Source organism: Brevibacillus formosus (genome assembly GCF_003013405.1).
In the GTDB taxonomy this organism is placed as follows: Bacteria; Bacillota; Bacilli; order Brevibacillales; family Brevibacillaceae; genus Brevibacillus; species Brevibacillus formosus.
The window spans coordinates 307,403-325,358 of record NZ_PXZL01000007.1; the positions used below are offsets into that span (position 1 = coordinate 307,403).

General features: G+C 50.0%; 19 protein-coding genes. 2 read left to right on the forward strand and 17 right to left on the reverse strand.

Going from position 1 to position 17,956, the window contains the following annotated elements:
• Positions 1–71: 71 nt before the first annotated feature.
• The 12 genes from C7R91_RS08195 to C7R91_RS08250 all read right to left on the reverse strand — a co-directional run bounded on the left by C7R91_RS08195 (position 72) and on the right by C7R91_RS08250 (position 9,123).
• Positions 72–668, reverse strand: coding sequence for an ANTAR domain-containing response regulator (locus C7R91_RS08195; protein WP_429780242.1), 597 nt, complete (start codon positions 666–668; stop codon positions 72–74).
• Positions 634–2,094 (reverse strand): sensor histidine kinase, encoded by a 1,461-nt coding sequence (locus C7R91_RS08200; RefSeq protein WP_047069981.1) that lies wholly within the window; start codon positions 2,092–2,094, stop codon positions 634–636. The genes C7R91_RS08195 and C7R91_RS08200 overlap by 35 nt, the downstream gene beginning before the upstream one ends.
• 93 nt (positions 2,095–2,187) lie before the next feature.
• A complete protein-coding gene (locus C7R91_RS08205) occupies positions 2,188–2,631 on the reverse strand; it encodes a EutP/PduV family microcompartment system protein (RefSeq protein ID WP_047069982.1) in 444 nt (147 codons plus the stop codon).
• The gene (gene eutS, locus C7R91_RS08210; protein ID WP_047069984.1) at positions 2,628–2,969 is read right to left on the reverse strand and encodes an ethanolamine utilization microcompartment protein EutS; all 342 of its coding nucleotides are present in this window, start codon (positions 2,967–2,969) and stop codon (positions 2,628–2,630) included. The genes C7R91_RS08205 and eutS overlap by 4 nt, the downstream gene beginning before the upstream one ends.
• A gap of 2 nt (positions 2,970–2,971) precedes the next feature.
• The gene (locus C7R91_RS08215; protein ID WP_007720099.1) at positions 2,972–3,259 is read right to left on the reverse strand and encodes a EutN/CcmL family microcompartment protein; all 288 of its coding nucleotides are present in this window, start codon (positions 3,257–3,259) and stop codon (positions 2,972–2,974) included.
• Between the two features lie 4 nt (positions 3,260–3,263).
• On the reverse strand, positions 3,264–4,091 hold the full coding sequence (locus C7R91_RS08220; RefSeq protein ID WP_047069986.1) for a hypothetical protein: 828 nt from the start codon (positions 4,089–4,091) through the stop codon (positions 3,264–3,266).
• Between the two features lie 15 nt (positions 4,092–4,106).
• Positions 4,107–4,883 carry a phosphate propanoyltransferase gene (gene pduL / locus C7R91_RS08225; RefSeq protein WP_047069987.1) on the reverse strand — a complete coding sequence of 259 codons (777 nt, stop codon included), beginning with the start codon at positions 4,881–4,883 and terminating at the stop codon, positions 4,107–4,109.
• Positions 4,884–4,892: 9 nt separating this feature from the next.
• Positions 4,893–5,180, reverse strand: coding sequence for an ethanolamine utilization microcompartment protein EutM (gene eutM / locus C7R91_RS08230; protein WP_047069988.1), 288 nt, complete (start codon positions 5,178–5,180; stop codon positions 4,893–4,895).
• A gap of 49 nt (positions 5,181–5,229) precedes the next feature.
• A complete protein-coding gene (locus C7R91_RS08235; protein WP_047069990.1) occupies positions 5,230–6,723 on the reverse strand; it encodes an acetaldehyde dehydrogenase (acetylating) in 1,494 nt (497 codons plus the stop codon).
• Positions 6,723–7,208, reverse strand: coding sequence for a BMC domain-containing protein (locus C7R91_RS29895; protein WP_047069991.1), 486 nt, complete (start codon positions 7,206–7,208; stop codon positions 6,723–6,725). Before C7R91_RS29895 ends, C7R91_RS08235 begins: the two co-directional genes overlap by 1 nt.
• A gap of 35 nt (positions 7,209–7,243) precedes the next feature.
• Positions 7,244–7,894 (reverse strand): ethanolamine utilization microcompartment protein EutL, encoded by a 651-nt coding sequence (gene eutL, locus C7R91_RS08245; protein WP_016739628.1) that lies wholly within the window; start codon positions 7,892–7,894, stop codon positions 7,244–7,246.
• A 332-nt stretch (positions 7,895–8,226) separates the two neighbouring features.
• Positions 8,227–9,123: a LysR family transcriptional regulator gene (locus C7R91_RS08250; protein WP_047069992.1), complete on the reverse strand. Its 897-nt coding sequence runs from the start codon at positions 9,121–9,123 to the stop codon at positions 8,227–8,229.
• 127 nt (positions 9,124–9,250) lie between these two features.
• Between C7R91_RS08250 and C7R91_RS08255 the strand changes: the two genes are divergently transcribed.
• A complete protein-coding gene (locus tag C7R91_RS08255) occupies positions 9,251–10,318 on the forward strand; it encodes a YeiH family protein (protein ID WP_047069994.1) in 1,068 nt (355 codons plus the stop codon).
• Positions 10,319–10,454: 136 nt separating this feature from the next.
• Positions 10,455–12,131, forward strand: coding sequence for a sulfatase family protein (locus C7R91_RS08260; RefSeq protein WP_047069995.1), 1,677 nt, complete (start codon positions 10,455–10,457; stop codon positions 12,129–12,131).
• A gap of 67 nt (positions 12,132–12,198) precedes the next feature.
• Here the strand turns inward: C7R91_RS08260 and C7R91_RS08265 are convergent, their stop codons facing one another.
• From C7R91_RS08265 to C7R91_RS08285, 5 genes are read right to left on the reverse strand one after another with little or no spacing between them, the layout of a single operon-like run.
• Positions 12,199–12,456, reverse strand: a complete 258-nt coding sequence (locus C7R91_RS08265; RefSeq protein WP_047069997.1) for an HPr family phosphocarrier protein — start codon at positions 12,454–12,456, stop codon at positions 12,199–12,201.
• Positions 12,457–12,474: 18 nt separating this feature from the next.
• Complete coding sequence (gene ptsP / locus C7R91_RS08270; RefSeq protein ID WP_047070337.1) at positions 12,475–14,196, reverse strand: phosphoenolpyruvate--protein phosphotransferase; 1,722 nt, start codon at positions 14,194–14,196, stop codon at positions 12,475–12,477.
• Between the two features lie 17 nt (positions 14,197–14,213).
• On the reverse strand, positions 14,214–15,374 hold the full coding sequence (locus C7R91_RS08275) for a mannitol-1-phosphate 5-dehydrogenase (RefSeq protein WP_047069998.1): 1,161 nt from the start codon (positions 15,372–15,374) through the stop codon (positions 14,214–14,216).
• 6 nt (positions 15,375–15,380) lie between these two features.
• Positions 15,381–15,815, reverse strand: a complete 435-nt coding sequence (locus C7R91_RS08280) for a PTS mannitol transporter subunit IIA (RefSeq protein ID WP_047069999.1) — start codon at positions 15,813–15,815, stop codon at positions 15,381–15,383.
• Positions 15,812–17,917, reverse strand: coding sequence for a BglG family transcription antiterminator (locus tag C7R91_RS08285; RefSeq protein ID WP_047070000.1), 2,106 nt, complete (start codon positions 17,915–17,917; stop codon positions 15,812–15,814). Before C7R91_RS08285 ends, C7R91_RS08280 begins: the two co-directional genes overlap by 4 nt.
• Positions 17,918–17,956 lie beyond the last annotated feature (39 nt).

Sequence of the window (17,956 nt, forward strand, 5' to 3'; positions counted from 1 at the left end):
TCCCGGTCTGATTCAAGCGCCTTTGCTTTCTTCGTATCTACTTGTCACTGCTTTTTATGATAACGTCAGTACTAGCCTTGCGTAAAAATGGCCTGCTCGCCTGACAAAATTTCCTCTGCCAGCTTCACAAGCGGCATGCGCCGTTGCATGCTAACTTGCTGCATCCATTTGTAAGCCGCATCCTCTTCCAAGGATAGGGCACTCATCAGCTTTCCTTTTGCCTTTTCCACTGCCTTGCGATCCTCGATCTTTTGCTTCAGATCGTTTATATCCTTCTTCAGTGAAACGACTTTTTCCTTTTGACTGAGTGCGATTTCTACTGCGGGAATCAAGTCATCCTCCGACACCGGCTTCACCAAGTAAGCCGTCACACCCGCTTTTCTGGCATCCTGAACGAGTTCCTTTTGGCTATAAGCCGTCAAAAGAAGAATGGAACTGTCTGAAAAGGAACGAATGATACTGCTTGCCTTGATTCCATTCAAGACAGGCATTTTCACATCCATGATGATCAGATCGGGCTTGTGACGATGGGCCTGTTCGACTGCCTCTTCTCCGTTTTTCGCCTCGGCAACCACTAAATACCCTTCATTTTCGAGCATCTCGCGCAAATCCATGCGAATAATCGGCTCGTCATCAACTACCATAATCTTCGGCTGTGTCATCTTCATCCTCCTTTTGGATCGGATAGAGTATGGTAACCTCTGTCCCGTTCCCAGTGTTGCGGAAATGCATCGTGCCTTCGAGGTCTTCCCTGACCAGTGTATCGACAATTTTCAGGCCGAGATGGCCCTTTTTGTGGACTTGCTCCATGTCCTCGATGCCTACACCGTCATCTGTCACAGACAGACTCACGAAGTCTTCCTTGGCGACGAGTGCAATAGAGATTTTCCCTTCTTGCTGCTCATGAAAACCATGAATCATGCAATTTTGAATCAGCTCGGTGACGATCAAGGCAAACGATGTTGCTTTGTTGGACGGCAGATACACCGATTCGCCCGTCACCACGACGTGTATAGCTTGCTCAGAACGTCTCATCGAAGAGACGATTATTTTCGATATTTTGGTTAAAATCTCTTTGAAGTCAATCTGCTCCAGACCATCCTGTGCCAAGTATTCGTGAATAATGGCGATGCTGTTGATGCGATTGATGCTTTCCCGGTATACCTTTTCAATCTCGTTGGACTGCGAACGCCGCATTTGCAGGCGCAGTAAGCTAGAGATGGTTTGCAAATTGTTTTTGACCCGGTGGTGAATCTCTTTGATCACCGCGGATTTGATCATTAATTGCTTTTCTTTTTCCCGAATGTCCGATATGTCTCGCAGGAGAATGAATCCCCCGATGATGTCTTGCTTGCGGACGGACGAAACCGCTTTCATCATGATAAAATGTTTGCCTTTTGACAGCTCCTCCTGAATATAACCCCCGTTGCGCACAAAATTCTCCGGGGTAACTCTCCAGGAAAAAATACGTTCGATGCTCTCTCCCTTTTCCGGCCGTTCAAAGCCAATCAAGGAGAGCAGCTTGTGGGCACGAACATTCGCGTACGTGATAACCCCACTCTGATCAAACAAGATCATACCCTCGTGCAAAAGTGACGAAATGGGCAGATCATGCATAGCGAACTGGATGAGCGTCTCACTTAAATGCTCCGTTGTTTCCTTGAGCATTTCGACGTTCTTTTCCTGTTCTACCTGTTTGGATATATCTTGTTCAGTTATCAAGGTCCCGATTGTTTTTCCAGCCGCATTCGTGATGGGTACGACGCTTTGTCTCATCACGACCTGCTCCTGTGAAACCCCACGTGAACCGATGACGGGCTTGCCTGTAGTCAGACAATACATAACAGCCGGCTCATTAATCGCCGTCGCCAAATGCCCTACGACCGATCCACTGTACATAGAGCGTGCCGTACTCGGTGCAGCTTGTGCGACTACCATCGCAGCGCTCCGATCTACCGTCGGACAATCGATAAACATGTCCGCTTGAGACAGATCAGCAAAAATCTGAAGCTTGGAAGCCAGATCCTCCACAATCCGAATGTCGTCATCACTCAACGTCGTGGACGCTTTGCACACTTCTCGTATTGATTGCATGTGAACCTCTTTTCACCTGCTAGGAGTTGATATGAGCTCATTTTCTCACAGACACGCTACGGCGGAAAGGGGTGTAATACTGGTTAATCACGCTTACTCGTTTACAATTTCCTGCAAATACGCTCGCAATTCTGGCACTCCCTCACTCGTGAGCGAGGAGGTCCGGAAAATTTTCGCATTGTCGAGCGATTGACGCAGGAATTGTTCTGCCCTCTCTACATTTGCATCAGGATGATCCATTTTGGTAATGACCCCGATGCACGATTGCGGAAACCCTTGTGAAAAGCCAGGAGGAAAATAATTGCGTTCCCGCGTAGCATCCTGCACCATCACAATGACCTTCGCCTCAAGAGAGGTAGCCATAAGCGTGCGGTAAAACATCGGGTTTTCGCTGTACTCACCCGGAGTGTCAATCGCCCAGTCCCGATATTCGAGCGCTTGTGTCTTCCTGGCAGGCTGTTCGTCATTGAACAGCGCCCGCACCAGAGAAGACTTTCCTGCTTCGATTGCACCGATAATCATTACACGGCCGGTCATGATTTCGTCACCAACGCCGGTGTAAACCGCAGTTTTTCGCTCAGCACCTGATTGACCGCATCGACTGCCATCTCAACAGCGGATACATCTCCTACGACAATCAGTGAACCTGTAAAACGATCGAGAAACCCAAGCTCGACGCCAGCAGCCTTTGTCGCAATGTCTGCGGCAATAATGGCTGTTTCGGTAGGCGTCAAAGTCAAAATGCCGATCGCACCGGCCTCATTGATACCTAGCTTGGTATAGAGCATTGGGTCAGGGTTTGCGATTACATGAGCCAACGTGACCTGTTTCCCTGGTACGAATTCCTGGATGACTCGTGAACGTTCCTGTTCCATTCCTATTCCTCTCTTCCTGCGGCACCCGGCACCTCAAACGAATCCACGATGCCTACGATGATCGCATCGATCGGCACACTGGTGCCGGAGAAAAGGATTCGGGCAGGCGTCCCACGAGAGACGATAACCTGCTCCCCGATTCCCGCACCGATCCTGTCCGCTGCGATAACGGTTTGTCCGCCTTCTTCGCCACGCCAATCAATCGGCTGAACCACCATGAGCTTGAGATTTTCCATACCTGCTTCTTTTTGCGTGGCCCAGACGCTGCCGATCACTTTTCCCAAAAACATGCGATCACCCTTTTCCTAAATAGCTGACCGTAATACCGCGTTCTCTCATGCTGTCATAAGCAAGCGGAGAAACAATTGCACCTTTTTTCACGATCAAAGTCGTATCGCGAAGCTCAGGCTGAGATCTGATCCAATCCGCTGTCAACAGCTTCCCGGAAAAGACGGCTTCTTGCTCATCCAAAGGAGTCAATGTCGGTTGTTCTGTCTTGCTAGTAGTCTCCACTTTTTGCAGCTGAGACTTCAGCTTGGAAACCACGCGATCAGCCAGACGGCGTTGCTCCGCAAACTCCACACCCAGCTCTTTCATGCTCTCAACGTGACGGTTGAACAGCTTTTCATAAGCAGGTGTCAGTGTCAATGTTTGCAGGGTTCGACGGTCTGCGCGCTTGATCCCTGGCACATCGGAACCAGCGATGACGAATTTGCCCGTCACCAATGCGGAAAAGACGATTTCCGCTTTGATTGTTCCTTTTAGACCGGAAGCAATTCTCGCTGCATTATCCAAATCGATTTCTGGAATCACGATACCGACATAATCTTTCGGCACTTCCAACGGGGCAGGAGCGTACTCATCTGCTGTAAGAATTTTGCCTGCTCCCCCACATTCGATCTTGTGCATTCCCAACCAGGAAGAGGTTTCTCCGTCCAGGAAGAGAATGTCATGGCAGATCCCGTGGTTTTTCAGTTGGATAAAATGATCCTGAAACGCCTCATGAGCCTGGCTGTCGCAAAAAACGTACAGGACACGAGGCGCTGTGCTGCTTTGCTTTTCTGTATTCATCGATTGCAAAATTTCTTTTGTAATCGACGCCACCATTTCTCTGATGTCCATCAAGCTCAACCTCCGTTAGCCGGAGTAAAATTGCCCGTTCTTGCCGATCACTTTTACCCGGTCGCCCGTTTTCAAATTAGCGGCATTTCCTTCATCCGTATCAACGTGGAAATCAAGTGCAAACTGCGGATGTACACGAACGACTACATCTGGATAGATGATAGGACGATCGCTTTGAGTCGCCAGGATTAGCGTATCGCCATCCTTCACTTGATATTGCTCGGCATCTGCTGGAGACATATGAACGTGGCTCTTCGCTACGATTACGCCTTTGTCCATCACAACAGTCCCTTTTGCCGTTACAAGCACCATTCCTGGTGTTCCTTCAATATCTCCAGACATACGCACAGGGGCATGAACACCTACTGCGAAGCCGTCTGTTCTGGAAATTTCCACTTGTGTCGCGCCACGAGCTGGTCCCAGGATGCGAACTCCGTGAATGCTGCCTTTTGGTCCTACGATGGTGACTGTTTCTTGGCAAGCAAACTGGCCTGGCTGCGACAAATCACGCATTGGCGTCAATTGATGGCCTGCTCCGAAAAGCTTTTCCACATCTTCTTGCGACAAGTGAACGTGACGATTCGATACGCCCAAAGGAATTTCACGCACTGCCTCGGCAGCTTGATTGGTGGAAGGCTGCTGGTGCTGATCTACTTGTTTCACTTGAATCCCTCTTCCTTTCAAGAAATCTGCCGCTGCTGGTGTTATTTTATCCCCTTTCTCAACGAGAAAGGGGTTTGGGATACCTGACTTATGCATTGCTCTCAAGGATGCTTCTGTAATCACTGCCATAGGGATTTATTACCCTTCGAGTTTAGGCAGGATCAATTCAATGTCTCCATGAGGGCGTGGGATTACGTGTACAGATACGAGCTCTCCTACTTTTTCAGCAGCAGCGGCGCCTGCGTCTGTGGAAGCTTTTACTGCACCTACGTCACCACGTACCATAACAGTTACGAGACCGCCACCTACGTGTACTTTACCAATCAGTTTTACGTTTGCTGCTTTTACCATTGCGTCAGCAGCTTCAACTGCTCCGATCAAACCTTTTGTTTCTACCATTCCCAATGCGGACATTTCTCCAGCCATTTTTGTATCCTCCTTAATTATATCTCCAAGATTTTAGTGTTTTACGACATTAAGACGTCATTTCTGTTAACACGGATTTGATGATGTTCTTGATCTCATCACGGCTCAAGCCAACGTTCATGGAAGAGACAGCCTGTAGAACAGCTTCTTCCGCTTGTGTCGCAGGAGCTTGTGGTGCTGGCGTTGATTGTGGCATTTCTTTGATGCCAAATGCAACACGCTTGATGTTGAACATGTGCTTGGCACCGATGTTATCGGAAGTGATGTTGCCCCCTAAAGAACCGCATCCAAGTGTGAACGCTGGTTGTACGCCAGTCGTTGCACCAATTCCTCCGAAGGTCGTACCCGTATTGACCGGAATTCTGGATGCTGGCATTGCTTGACCATACGCTGCGATGACATTGTCATCCTGGGCGTGAATACCCGCTGTATGACCAAGACCACCATGCTCCAGCAATTCGCGGCAACGGGCAAACGCTTCGCTGTCGCCTTGAACAGTGTAGAGGGCAAGGACCGGAGCCAGTTTTTCAACGGACATCGGATATGCTTTGCCTACATTGTTCTCCTCCGCAATCAGGACACGTGTATCAGCAGGGATGGTGATACCTGCCATTTGAGCGATCACATGCGGAGAGCGGCCAACGATCTTAGCGTTCAGCGAGCCGTTTATCGTGACAATGGCAGCTACCTTTTCCTTTTCTTGCTCGTTCAGGAAGTAGGCGCCTTCACGCTTCAGGGCATCAATCAATCGGTGCTTGGCGGATTCCTCCACTACCAATGCTTGCTCAGAAGCGCAGATTGTACCATAGTCAAACGTCTTGCTCTGCACAATGCGCTTGGCAGCAGCAGCAAAGTCAGCACTGTGGTGGATGTAGACTGGAACGTTACCAGGTCCTACACCGTAAGCAGGCTTGCCGGAGCTGTATGCCGCGCGTACCATCGGCGTTCCGCCAGTAGCGAGAATCAAATTGGTCAGCTTGTGCTTCATCAACTCGTTTGTCGCTGGTAGCGTAGGCTTGGTAACGCAGTGGATCAAGCCTTCTGGTGCTCCAGCCGCTACTGCCGCCTGTGCCATCAGTCGCGCTGCTTCCAGCGTGCACTTGGCTGCCGACGGATGCGGGCTGAAGACAATCGCATTTCTCGCCTTGAGGGAGACCATCGATTTATAGATAACCGTGGACGTCGGATTGGTGGAAGGCACGATACCAGCTACGATACCGAATGGCTGCGCCACTTCCCATACCTTGTTCTCTTCGTCCTTACGGATGATGCCAACCGTTTTTACATCTTTCACAGATGCGTATACATCTTGAGCAGCAAACAGGTTTTTCATCCGTTTGTCCGGGATGTTACCAAAGCCTGTTTCTTCTACAGCCATAGCTGCGAGTCGATCTGCATGCTCCACGCCCGCTTTGGACATGGCTTCGATGATTCTGTCGACTTGTTCTTGGCTGTAAGTAGCGAACTTGGCCTGTGCTTCCTTCGCTTGTGCGAGGTAGGTACGCACTTCCTGTATGGAATACAGATCAGCGTCGAGTGTCATTAGGCTTTGTCACCTCCGCCTTGTTTCTCTTCCAACAGACGAATGAGATCTTCTTTCTTCGCCATGTTGATTTCGTTCGTTGTCAGCGGGAAGTCCGCATACGAACGCGCCATTTTGCGCAGATCATTGATAGACTGATCTTGCAATTTGGTCGCTGGCACTTGGGCCGGCTCTGCCTTAGCCTCTTCTTTTGCTTCCGGTTTCAGCAGGTTTTTAAGCATTTTTGGTACATTTTCGTCAGGACGTGGAATAACGTGTGAGTGCAGCAATGTTCCGACACGTCTCGCAGCTTCAGCACCAGCATCTACTGCTGACTGTACGGAGGAGACATCTCCGATTACATACACGGTAACGATCCCTGCGTCCGCGCCTTCATAAGAGACAACTTTGACGTCAGCCGCTTTGGCAGCAGCGTCTGCGGCAGCGATGAGAGCTGGCAAGCCCAATGTCTCGATCATGCCGAGTGAATATGACGTAGCGCGCATTTACATTACCTCCCCTTCAAGAGGGAAAATCCCTATTATCGTTTGACAGGCTGTTGGGCGACACTTCTTACGGCATCAGCAAATGCATCGGCGGCTGCCGTGCATGCCGACTGGCTGCCAGTGAGTAGTGCTCCCCCAAAGTTCGTTTCTGTCGGTGGACCAAAAAATTGAACCATTTCTACATCTGCAGCCTTGAGGGCGGCATCAATACCATACATGGCTTCCAGCGGTGGTGCGATCAAATAGGCAAGCGGTTCACCTTCTCTGATTCCCGCCAGTTGGGACAAGTAGCTGCCCGTCCGCGACACAACATGGGCGTAATACGCATGCGTCCCTTCATCATTCAAAGAGTAAAAGCATGCTCCGCTCTCCATAAATGCAACGGCTGCATCCAGTCCGCTCTGCACCTCCGATGGCGTCGCGCCTCCGATCATCCCGATGAACTCGCCGGACAACGGTCCAGACGCATGGCCTGAGCCTGCATAAAACGACTTGGCATACACAACTTCCACCGCTGCCTTTTTGGTCGCTTCATCAATGGCCGTATACCCCACATCGTCAATCGTGGAGGTCAAAAGCCCCAGACTTCGGATATGAGAAGGCAGGTTCAGCTTCTCCGCAAATTGTGGATCGACATTGGGAATCAGTCGGATCGCAAGCGGCGTCGCTCGAATTGGTTTTTCCATGCGTGTCACTCCTTTCAAGACAACTTCCCTTTTCAAAAGCAAAAAAAGGTGCCTAAACACAAAAGAACATACTTTGTGTTCAAGGGCACCTTTGCCTTTTGATTATTCACTTGTGGGTAGAAGATAACACATGATTTACGTGCTCTTTTACCTGTCTCTAATGTAGAACAAGGCAGGGAAAAATGCAAGCGTTTTCGGCATTCCGTCACTTTTCCATATTCCGGTCAGATTACGGACACAAGCCCTCCCGCCTATTGGCAAAAGCACACGGGGAAAATGGCGAATTGATCGGACTTTTTCAGCAGCACCGATGAATCGTGCCGCTTCCTCTTTTACGTATGGGCACCCTCTGGCACATGTGTGCGGATGAGATCCATGAAGATGTCCAATGCTTTGGTATGAAACTCGTCAGATTTCGTGACGAGCGAAAAATCACGGGTAACCGGCGTCCCCGGCACCTTCAATGTACAAAGCGTGCCGAGCTTGCGTTCTTTGCGGATGGCCCAATAAGACAGCAGGCTGATTCCCAAGCCCGCCTCCACTGACTCCTTGATCACCTGTGTACTGCCGAACTCCATTCGCTTGTGAGGTGTGATTTGCAGCTGGCGAAACATTTTTTCAGCCGCTTCCCTCGTGCCTGACCCTTCTTCCCGCACAATCCACGTTTCCTTCATCAGTTCGTCAATGCTGACCTCAGACTGCCCAGCCAATCGATGCTCTGGAGAAGCAATCAAATACATACGATCATCAGCAAACGGCTCCACGCACATTTTTTCGTCCACATACTCCCCCTCAACAATCCCGACGTCGAGCTGTCGCTTCGCCACCAGCTCAGCAATGACTGTGGAATTGTGAATCGTAATCGTGGGGGTAATCATTGGGTAATACTGACGAAGACGGGCAATGACGTGAGGCAGTACATACTCTCCATAGGTGTAACTGGCGCCAATCGTCAAATGCCCGCTCGGTGTATTCATCAAATCATCCACGAGACTCTGCATCCGCGTGTACAGGCCCAAGATCTCCCGAGCGTGATGATAGACAATCTCCCCCGCTTTATTCAAGCGAACATATTTGTTGCTTCGCTCCAGGAGCTTTGTCCCTATCGTGCGCTCCAGCGCATGAATATACTGACTAACGGCAGGCTGCGTCATATGGAGCTCTTCTGCAGCTCGGGAAAAGTTCTGTCTGTCTGCAACCGTCACGAATACAAGCAAGTGCTGATCCAACTGCCTTCACTTCCTTTCCACCACTAACCATTCATTTCACTTATGATGACTATCGCAATGATTTATTTTTCTTATTATAACAGTTGCCGTATGCTGAGTTTGTAAAACTTTTCGAGGAGTGATGACAATGGCAACTCAGGTAAAAAGCAGCGTGCCATTGAACGAAAGCAATGCCAGCATACAGCCCGCTAAAAACAACGAAAGCAAACCTGCATCCTTCTCGCTGTGGATAGCCGGAATCGCTTTTACTTTTTTCATCGCCCTGACAGGCTACGGCTTAGCAAAAATACCTGGCTTTCAACAAGTTGGCCCCCTCGCCTGTTCGATCCTGATCGCGGTCGCATACCGGCATTTTCGTGGATATCCGGAAGCATTGCGATCAGGGATTCAATTTTCCGCCAAACGTTTACTGCGTCTGGCTATTATTTTGTACGGGCTCAAGCTCAATATCGATGTCGTCTTGAATCAAGGCCTCGGGCTTCTCGTCTATGACGCTGGTGTCATCATTTTTGCCATTGGAGTCACGATCCTGATAGCCAAGTGGCTGAAAGCAGACTCTTCCCTCTCCCTCATGCTCGGAGTCGGTACAGGCGTCTGTGGAGCAGCGGCGATTGCAGCCGTCTCCCCTATCGTTGCTGCCAAGGATGAGGATACCGCCATTGGCGTAGGAATGATTGCCCTCGTCGGCACCCTATTTGCTATTGCCTACACGATCCTGCGTCCATTCCTTCCCCTGTCCGCAGTCGAATACGGCATGTGGTCAGGAATCAGTCTGCACGAGATTGCGCATGTCGCGTTGGCTGCTGCACCGTCGGGTCAAGATGGGCTAGCGATTGCACTGCTGGCAAAATTGGGGCGTGTGCTTCTGTTGGTTCCGCTCTGTTTTATCCTGATGATTTGGATGAAACGCTCCGGGAAATTACAAAGTGGCACCAAAATCGAATTCCCTTGGTTCCTGATCGGCTTCCTCGCCATGAGTGTTTTTGGTAGCTACGTTCTCGGCACATCCATTCCTGTCTCAGAAGCGTTCCATAACGGTGTCGCCAATATCACAACCTTCGTGCTCACCATGGCGATGGTCGGGCTTGGCCTCAATGTCAATCTGCGTGCACTGCGAACAAAAGCGGCGCGCCCACTGATTGCCATGAGCATTACCTCGATTCTTTTATCGGTTCTCTCCTTTGCATTGGTATAAAAAGCTGTGGATAACCAAAGATACGGGTTCAAACTCGCCGATTCCTTGATGATCGGCGAGTTTTTTTGTGGATAAGGACAAAGATTATCCCCATATGTTGATAAAGATGTGTACATCTTTGCAGAGGGGGATCTATATGTCGAGAAAATGGTTGAGAAGACGACCGAACATCTTATTCATCATTGTGGATGAGGAACGGTTTCCCCCTGTTTATGAAGAGCCCGCGATACGTGAATGGAGCGAGGATACACTCCACGCTCATGCTTTTTTGCGAGAGCATGGGTTGGAGTTCAAGCGTCATTACGTCGGCTCCACAGGCTGTTGCCCTAGCAGAGCCACCTTGTTCACCGGTCAGTACCCCTCTTTGCACGGCGTCACCCAGACCAGCGGCGCCGCTAAACGAGCTCCCGACAGTGACATGTTCTGGCTCGATTGCAATACTGTACCGACGATGGGAAATTATTTTCGTCAAGCGGGCTATCGTTGTTTCTATAAAGGCAAATGGCATATATCCGATGCCGACATTTGGGTACCGGGTACCCATTTTCCTATCCCTAGCTATATCCCTGGAACAGGAGTTCCTGATCCAGATAAGGAACGCTTATACTTGCTTGCCGATCGGCTGGACGGCTATGGCTTCTCCAGTTGGATAGGCCCTGAACCGCATGGAATAGCGCCGCATAACTCCGGTTCGTCCACAGCCATCGGAGTAAATGGTCGTGATGTGGTATACAGCAGCGGAGTCATCGAGCTGCTTCATGCATTAGACCAAGAGAAAAGCTCCGTTGAAAGCTGCCATCCTTGGCTGATCGTGGCGTCTTTCGTCAATCCACATGATATCGCCATCTATGGGGATATCTCTGCGACCTCGCCGTTTTTTCGCTTTTATGTGGATAAGTCAGTTCCCGCTGTTGCCCCGGCCCCTACTCAGCACGAATCACTTGCGACAAAACCGCGCTGCCAAGCGAGTTATCGGGAAGTATTTCCACAAGCGTTCCAGCCCATTTCGGACCAAGCCCATTATCGAAGACTGTACTATCAGCTCCAAAAAAACGCCGATCGGGAAGTGATGCGCGTTCTTGAAGCACTCGTCGCCAGTTCTTTTTATCCCGAGACATTGGTCTTGTTCACATCTGATCACGGCGAATTGTTGGGTGCTCACGGCAATCTGCATCAAAAATGGTACTGTGCCTATGAAGAGGCGATACACGTTCCCCTCATTATCCACAACCCGCTTCTTTTTCCACACGCAGCCTCCACAGAGCTGTTAACCAGCCATGTGGATATTCTTCCGACACTACTCGGTATGGCCGGAGCAGACACAGACAGGCTTAGTGAGGAGCTGACCTATACACACAGCGAGGTACGCCCTCTTGTCGGTCGTGATCTTACTCCCATCATCTTGTCCCACGATACTGACTCTATCTCCAGCGAGCCGATTTACTTCATGACGGACGACGATGTGACAAAAGGACAGCATCAAGTAAACGTGCAGCACCAACCCTATGACTCTGTCATTCCTCCGAATCGGATAGAAACGGTCATCGCCTACATCAATTCTGCCGGGCACAGCGCTTTATGGAAATACTCCTGCTATTTTTCCGAGGATGTATACACCCCAACGATGACGGATTACGAATTGTACAATCTCACGGCCGATCCTTTGGAAGCACGGAACATGGTAATCCCCCTCTACAAAACCACACACTCGGAGCGCGTCCGCCTGAATATGGAGCTGCTTTTAGAAGAACAACGCGCCCAAAAGCGACTGACACCATTTTTGCCCCCTTTCGTACAACTACTGTCTACGTGAATTTTCCCGGAACAACAGAAAAAACCCCTCAAAATCGAGGGGCTTTTCTTCTTTCCTATTCTCTCCCCTATTCCTGTTCGGTCAATGCTTTTTCCAATGCAGCCATCGCTTCTTGTTCATCGACACCATCCGTAATCAGGGTAATTTCTTCCCCTTTTGCAATCGCTGCTGCCATAATGCCCATGATGCTCTTGCCATTTACATTTTTCTCATTTTTGATGATTTTAATTTCGCTGGAAAAAGACGTGGCTACCTTCACAAAGTTCGCAGCAGGACGCGCATGCAGGCCGTGCGCCAATTGAACCACTATTTTTTTCTCTACCATTCTGATCTGCCTCCTTCTCTATACTTTCTCAAGCCATTCCTTCACGAACGCCTCTACTTGCGCGGAGGTGCTCATCTGTAAAATCGTATCAATCTGTTTCGCTGCGTCCTCCACACTCAAACGACTCAGCTGTTGGCGCGCAGGCAAAATACTCCCTGCACTCATACTATATTCATCCAGACCCATTCCCAACAGAATCGGGATCGCGATTGGATCGCCCGCCATCTCCCCGCACATACCGACCCATTTGTTCTGCGCGTGCCCTGCTTTAATGACATTGTACAGCAAGCGCAAAACGGCAGGGTGATAAGGCTGGTAGAGATAAGCGACCTTCTCGTTCATGCGGTCGGCTGCCATTGTGTATTGAATTAAATCATTGGTTCCAATGCTGAAAAAGTCAACCTCGCGTGCAAATTGATCGGCCATCAGTGCTGCAGCAGGGATCTCAATCATGATACCCACTTCGTACTGATCGGATACTACAATTCCGCGATTGACCAAGGATTTTTTCTCTTCCTCCAAAATCGCTTTCGCCTGACGAAACTCCTCCAGGGTCGCAATCATCGGAAACATGATTTTCAAATTGCCGTGTACACTTGCGCGCAATAGAGCACGCAGCTGCGTACGAAACAGTTCCTGGTTGTCAAGACACAGCCGGATGGCGCGATGTCCAAGAAACGGGTTCATTTCTTCTGGCAAAGCCAGGTAGGAGAGATGCTTGTCCCCGCCAATGTCCAACGTGCGAATAACCACCGGACGGTCGCCCATATGCTCCAGCACGTGCTTGTACGCGAGGTATTGCTCCTCTTCCGTCGGAAAATCATTGCGTCCCATGTACAGAAACTCCGTGCGGAACAGCCCGACACCTTCAGCTCCGTTGGCGATTGCCCCAGCGACATCTTCAGGGCTTCCGATATTGGCGGCAAGCTCGACATGATGATTGTCCAACGTAACGGTTTTATTGTTCACAAGCTTCGCCAGTTCGGCTTTTTGTGCTTCGTAATCAGCCTGCTTGCGTTTGTAGAAAGCGATTTCCTCTTCACTCGGGTCAATAATCGCGATCCCTTCATGCCCGTCAAGAATGATAAGCGTTGAGGGCTGAACCGCACGAGTAATCCCTTGTGTTCCGACAACAGCAGGAATCTCCAGAGAACGCGCCATAATCGCCGAATGCGAGGTTCGTCCCCCAATGTCCGTGATGAAGCCTTTGACATAGCGACGGTCTAATTGAGCTGTATCGGAAGGCGTCAAATCATCCGCTACAAGGATCACTTCCTCTGTCAGCTCACCGAGTCCTGCAAACGGTACCCCGAGCAAGTAAGAAAGTACACGTTTGGTCACGTCACGAATATCTGCTGCTCTCTCCCGCATGTATTCGTTGTCCATTTGCTCGAAAAGTCCGATGTATGCTTGTGCGACATCATTCAAGGCACTTTCGGCGTTTGTCTTTTCGTTTGAGATTTTATCTTTGACGGTATCGACCAGTTCCGGGTCTTCCAAGACGAGCAGGTGAGCTTTGAAAATGTCTGCATGCTCCGTCCCCATCTCCCGCTCCACGCGCAGAACGATGCCCTCCAAATCATTTTTCGCTCGAGCCAACGCCTCTTGAAAGCGTTGGATTTCATTCGCCGGATCTTCAATCGCTACGGTATTGATCTGTAAATCGGGCGTTGTCAGTAAAAACGCCTTGCCAATGGCTATACCTGCTGAAGCTTTTACACCTGTGATCTTTTGGGACATCGTAACACCAGCCTTTCTCAATGGCTACCTGACCATTCCTTCAATCTGCGTGCCTGTTCGCGCACGATCTCCTCAAGTGGATGACCTGCCGGAATGCCGGTACAATTGTGTAATGTATTTTCCCATCCAAACTCTTTCAGGCTTGCTTGTATCCGTGCGGACTCCGCATCCTCTGGATAGTCGAATGCCAGTGCCGCTGCAATCGCCAGTCCCAAATACTCTGGATTCATTCCTTTTTCCATGCATTGCAGCGCCGGGCCGACCAAACGATCATGCTGCGACAGCTTGCGGATCGGCGAACGTGCCACCCTGACAATATCGTCAGACAGCAGCGGGTTGGTGTATCTGCCGAGGATTTTTTCTACATACTGCCCATGCACCTGCGGGTCAAATCCGTACTTGGCAGCAAGCAGCGCACCTGTCTCCTGAAGAGCTCCCCGTGTCGCCTGAACAATCCGGTCGTCTCGCATCGCTTCATCAATCGTATTCATCCCCAACTGATACCCCAGGTATGCGATGACAGCATGACCTGTGTTGACGGTAAACAGCTTTCTTTCGATGTACGGCGCCAAATCCTCCACATACGTAACGCCCTCTATGAACGGGACTTCTCCAACCATCTGCGACGAATCTACCACCCATTCGAAAAACGGTTCGACCATAACCAGAAGCTTGTCATCATGCTGCTGCAAAGGAACAATCCGGTCTACCGCTGCATTGGGGAATCCGATCCATTGTGCTGCCTCGGCTTTAACCGACTCCGTCAGATGCTCATACACATGCTCCTTCAGCTTCTCGCTGCCGCCAATCATGTTTTCGCATGCAATCACATTGAGCGGCTTCGCCTGAACAGAAAGTCTCCGGGTAATGCCGGCTGCGATGGCTCCTGCAATATGCGGAAGAATGTTTGGACCAACTGCCGTAGTTACCAAATCGGCAGTGGCGATCGCTTCTGCTACCGCCGCTACATCCTGACCATTTATCGCTCGAACTCCTTCCACGACCGACTCCGGTTTCCCTGTTTCTGCTAGTTGCACGCGATACTTTTTTCGCTCATTCAGCTCGTCGACCAAAGCCGCATTGACATCCACAAACGCAATTTCATAGCCAGCCTTTTGCAACAGTTGTCCGATAAAGCCTCGCCCAATGTTTCCCGCTCCAAAATGTACAGCTAGCATAGGGGGTTACACCTCCTCGGAGAACATCGCGATGATCTCTTCCGCCGAAGCCGCGTTCACAATCCGCTTGACGTTTTCCTCCTCGGAGCAAAGAATTGCGATGTTCGAGAGCACCTCCAAATGCTCGTCTCCAACAGCAGCAATGCCCACCAGCAAATATGCTGTATTCCCTTCTCCAAAATCTACGCCCTCCGGAACCTGAATGATGGAGATCCCAGTGGATTGAATCTCTGCCTTGGATTCGTTCGTTCCATGCGGGATGGCTACGCCGCTTCCGATGTAAGTGGTCGCCAGCTGCTCGCGCTCTTGCATTTTCTCTACATACGCCTCTGTTACGTGGCCTGCGCGCACAAGCAATTCTCCTGCCAGTCTGATTGCCTCTTCTTTATTGGCTACCTTTGCATTCAACATGATTTTTTCTACTGTCAGTATGTTTTTCATTTCGTTCTCTCCAATCCTATCTTTTTGAGGCAAAACGCATACATTTTGCCCGCTATATAATCAGCAATTTGCTGTGTTTCTCCTTTTCTCAAAACCGCTTGCATTTCTTCTTCAATCAAAAGGGAGCTGATCTCGCTGAGTACTTCCAGCCCTTCCTTCGGCACTTCTTTCGGCCCTAACAAGAGCAGAAGCATGTCAATGGATATCACTTCTTCATCCATCGAGCGAAGAAGCACAGGCTCTTGTAATTGGTGAAACGTAAAAGACGCCTTGTTCACCGCTTCATTTCTTCCGTGAAAAAGGGCCAAGGATGTTCCCGGAATCCCCAAACCGCCGAACTTTTCCCGCTCGATCAATTGCTTGACTACCGGTTCGACCTCCTCGATCGTTCCGCGTTCTTTCAGCCTCTTGCTGATTTGGCTCAAAAGCTGGGCGATATCCTGATCACGGTTATCCCATCTCATTCCCCATAGCCCATCATAAAGCTCATTGGCATACGCAGCGTAGTATTGCATGGCTCTTAGTTGTTCGACGGACTGCTGTCCTGCGGGAACCAGCTGACTTTTCTCCTGATAGAATTGCTTCTGACTCGTCGTATGCAATTGATATTTAATTTTTTGGATATCATCTGGCGGAAGCAGCGGGCTGACCACGACATATTCCGCTGGATCGAGCGGCAATGGAAGGGTGGAAATAATTAAGTCATAGTCCGTTGCCGGAACCTCTTCCAAATCGAACATGGACAGATTTTTTAAGCTGACAATCTCCGGTATTTCTTTTTTGATGCGCGTTGCCAAAATCTTGGAGGAGCCGATCCCGCTGGAGCATACTACCAATGCCCGGTACCACTGCTGCTCATGGCGCGTTCTCTCCAGTGCCGCTCCAAGATGCATTACCAGATACCCGATCTCTTCATCTGGAACCTGTAGCCCTGGCAAAGTCGTATGGACCGCTTCCCTTGTTACAGCAAACAGCTCTGGATAGTTTTGCTTGATCTGTTCGAGAATTGGATTGCGAATCTCCATCTTTCGCTGCAATCGGTACAACGCTGGCTCCAAATGGGTCAACAGACCATGGAACAGCGAGGCGTCATTGCCAAGCGGAATATCCAAGCGCTCTCCGCAGGCTTGAATGAAGCGTTTAGTAATGACCATGAGTTCCGTATTTTCCGGCCATACCTGTTCATCCGGAGAATGCCGCAGCTTGGCTCCCCGCAAATGCATCGTAATATAGCCGATCTCATCCGCTGGGATTTCCATTTGGAAAATTTGCTTCAGCCTCTCCATGATGTTGCTGGCTATTTCGTACTCAGGTGTTCCAATCAATTCACTGAGGGTGTTCTCGTCAAAATGAATGCCCTCCCCTTTTTCAATCCGTTCCATGGCCAATGCCAAATGTGTGACCAATCCGAGGTAGGCGCTGTCAGCCAAAGGATAGGGAAGCTCCTCATCCAGATGGCTCAATGCATTCTCGACCTTGATCAGCTTTTCCCGGTCAATCAAGCCGAGCAGCCGTTCCGATATCGAGTCGATGTCTCGTAGTGCCTTGTTTTGAATATTTTCTTTGATAATCCCAATCAGCTCGTGATCGTCCAGATGCTCGGCAATCAGTCTGCTGATAGCCCGCCGCTTGGACGACTCAGTACCTTGCAGCTCTACGCCGTACCCTCTTTTTCGCAAGAGTGACAGATCGTAACGAGCAAGCATAGTCTCCAAATCATCCAGATCATGGCTGATGGTCGCTGTCGTCACTTTCAGATCGATTGCTAGCGAAATCAGCTTGACTGGCTCCGATGCCTCCAGGAGCGCGCACAGGATGATGGCCTTACGTTCCTGGGCGGTGTATTCCTTCGTCATGTGATGCAGGACAGACATTCTGAGGGCACGCTTTTGGTCGTCGGTCCCTACCACTTCAAGCCCTGATCCTGTTTTTCGGACTAACTCCAGTTCAAATTCATCAAACAAGGAATCCAGCGCATCCAATTCCCTGTGAACGGTACGGCCGCTTACACCAATCTGTTCGGCGATCGAACCAACGGTAACCCCTTTTTGTTCCTTCAATAAAATCTCGATAATAGATCGCTGCCGAGAGGATACATGCATGTCTTCGTTCCCTCCTTAACGCCAAAGAGGGAAGACGCT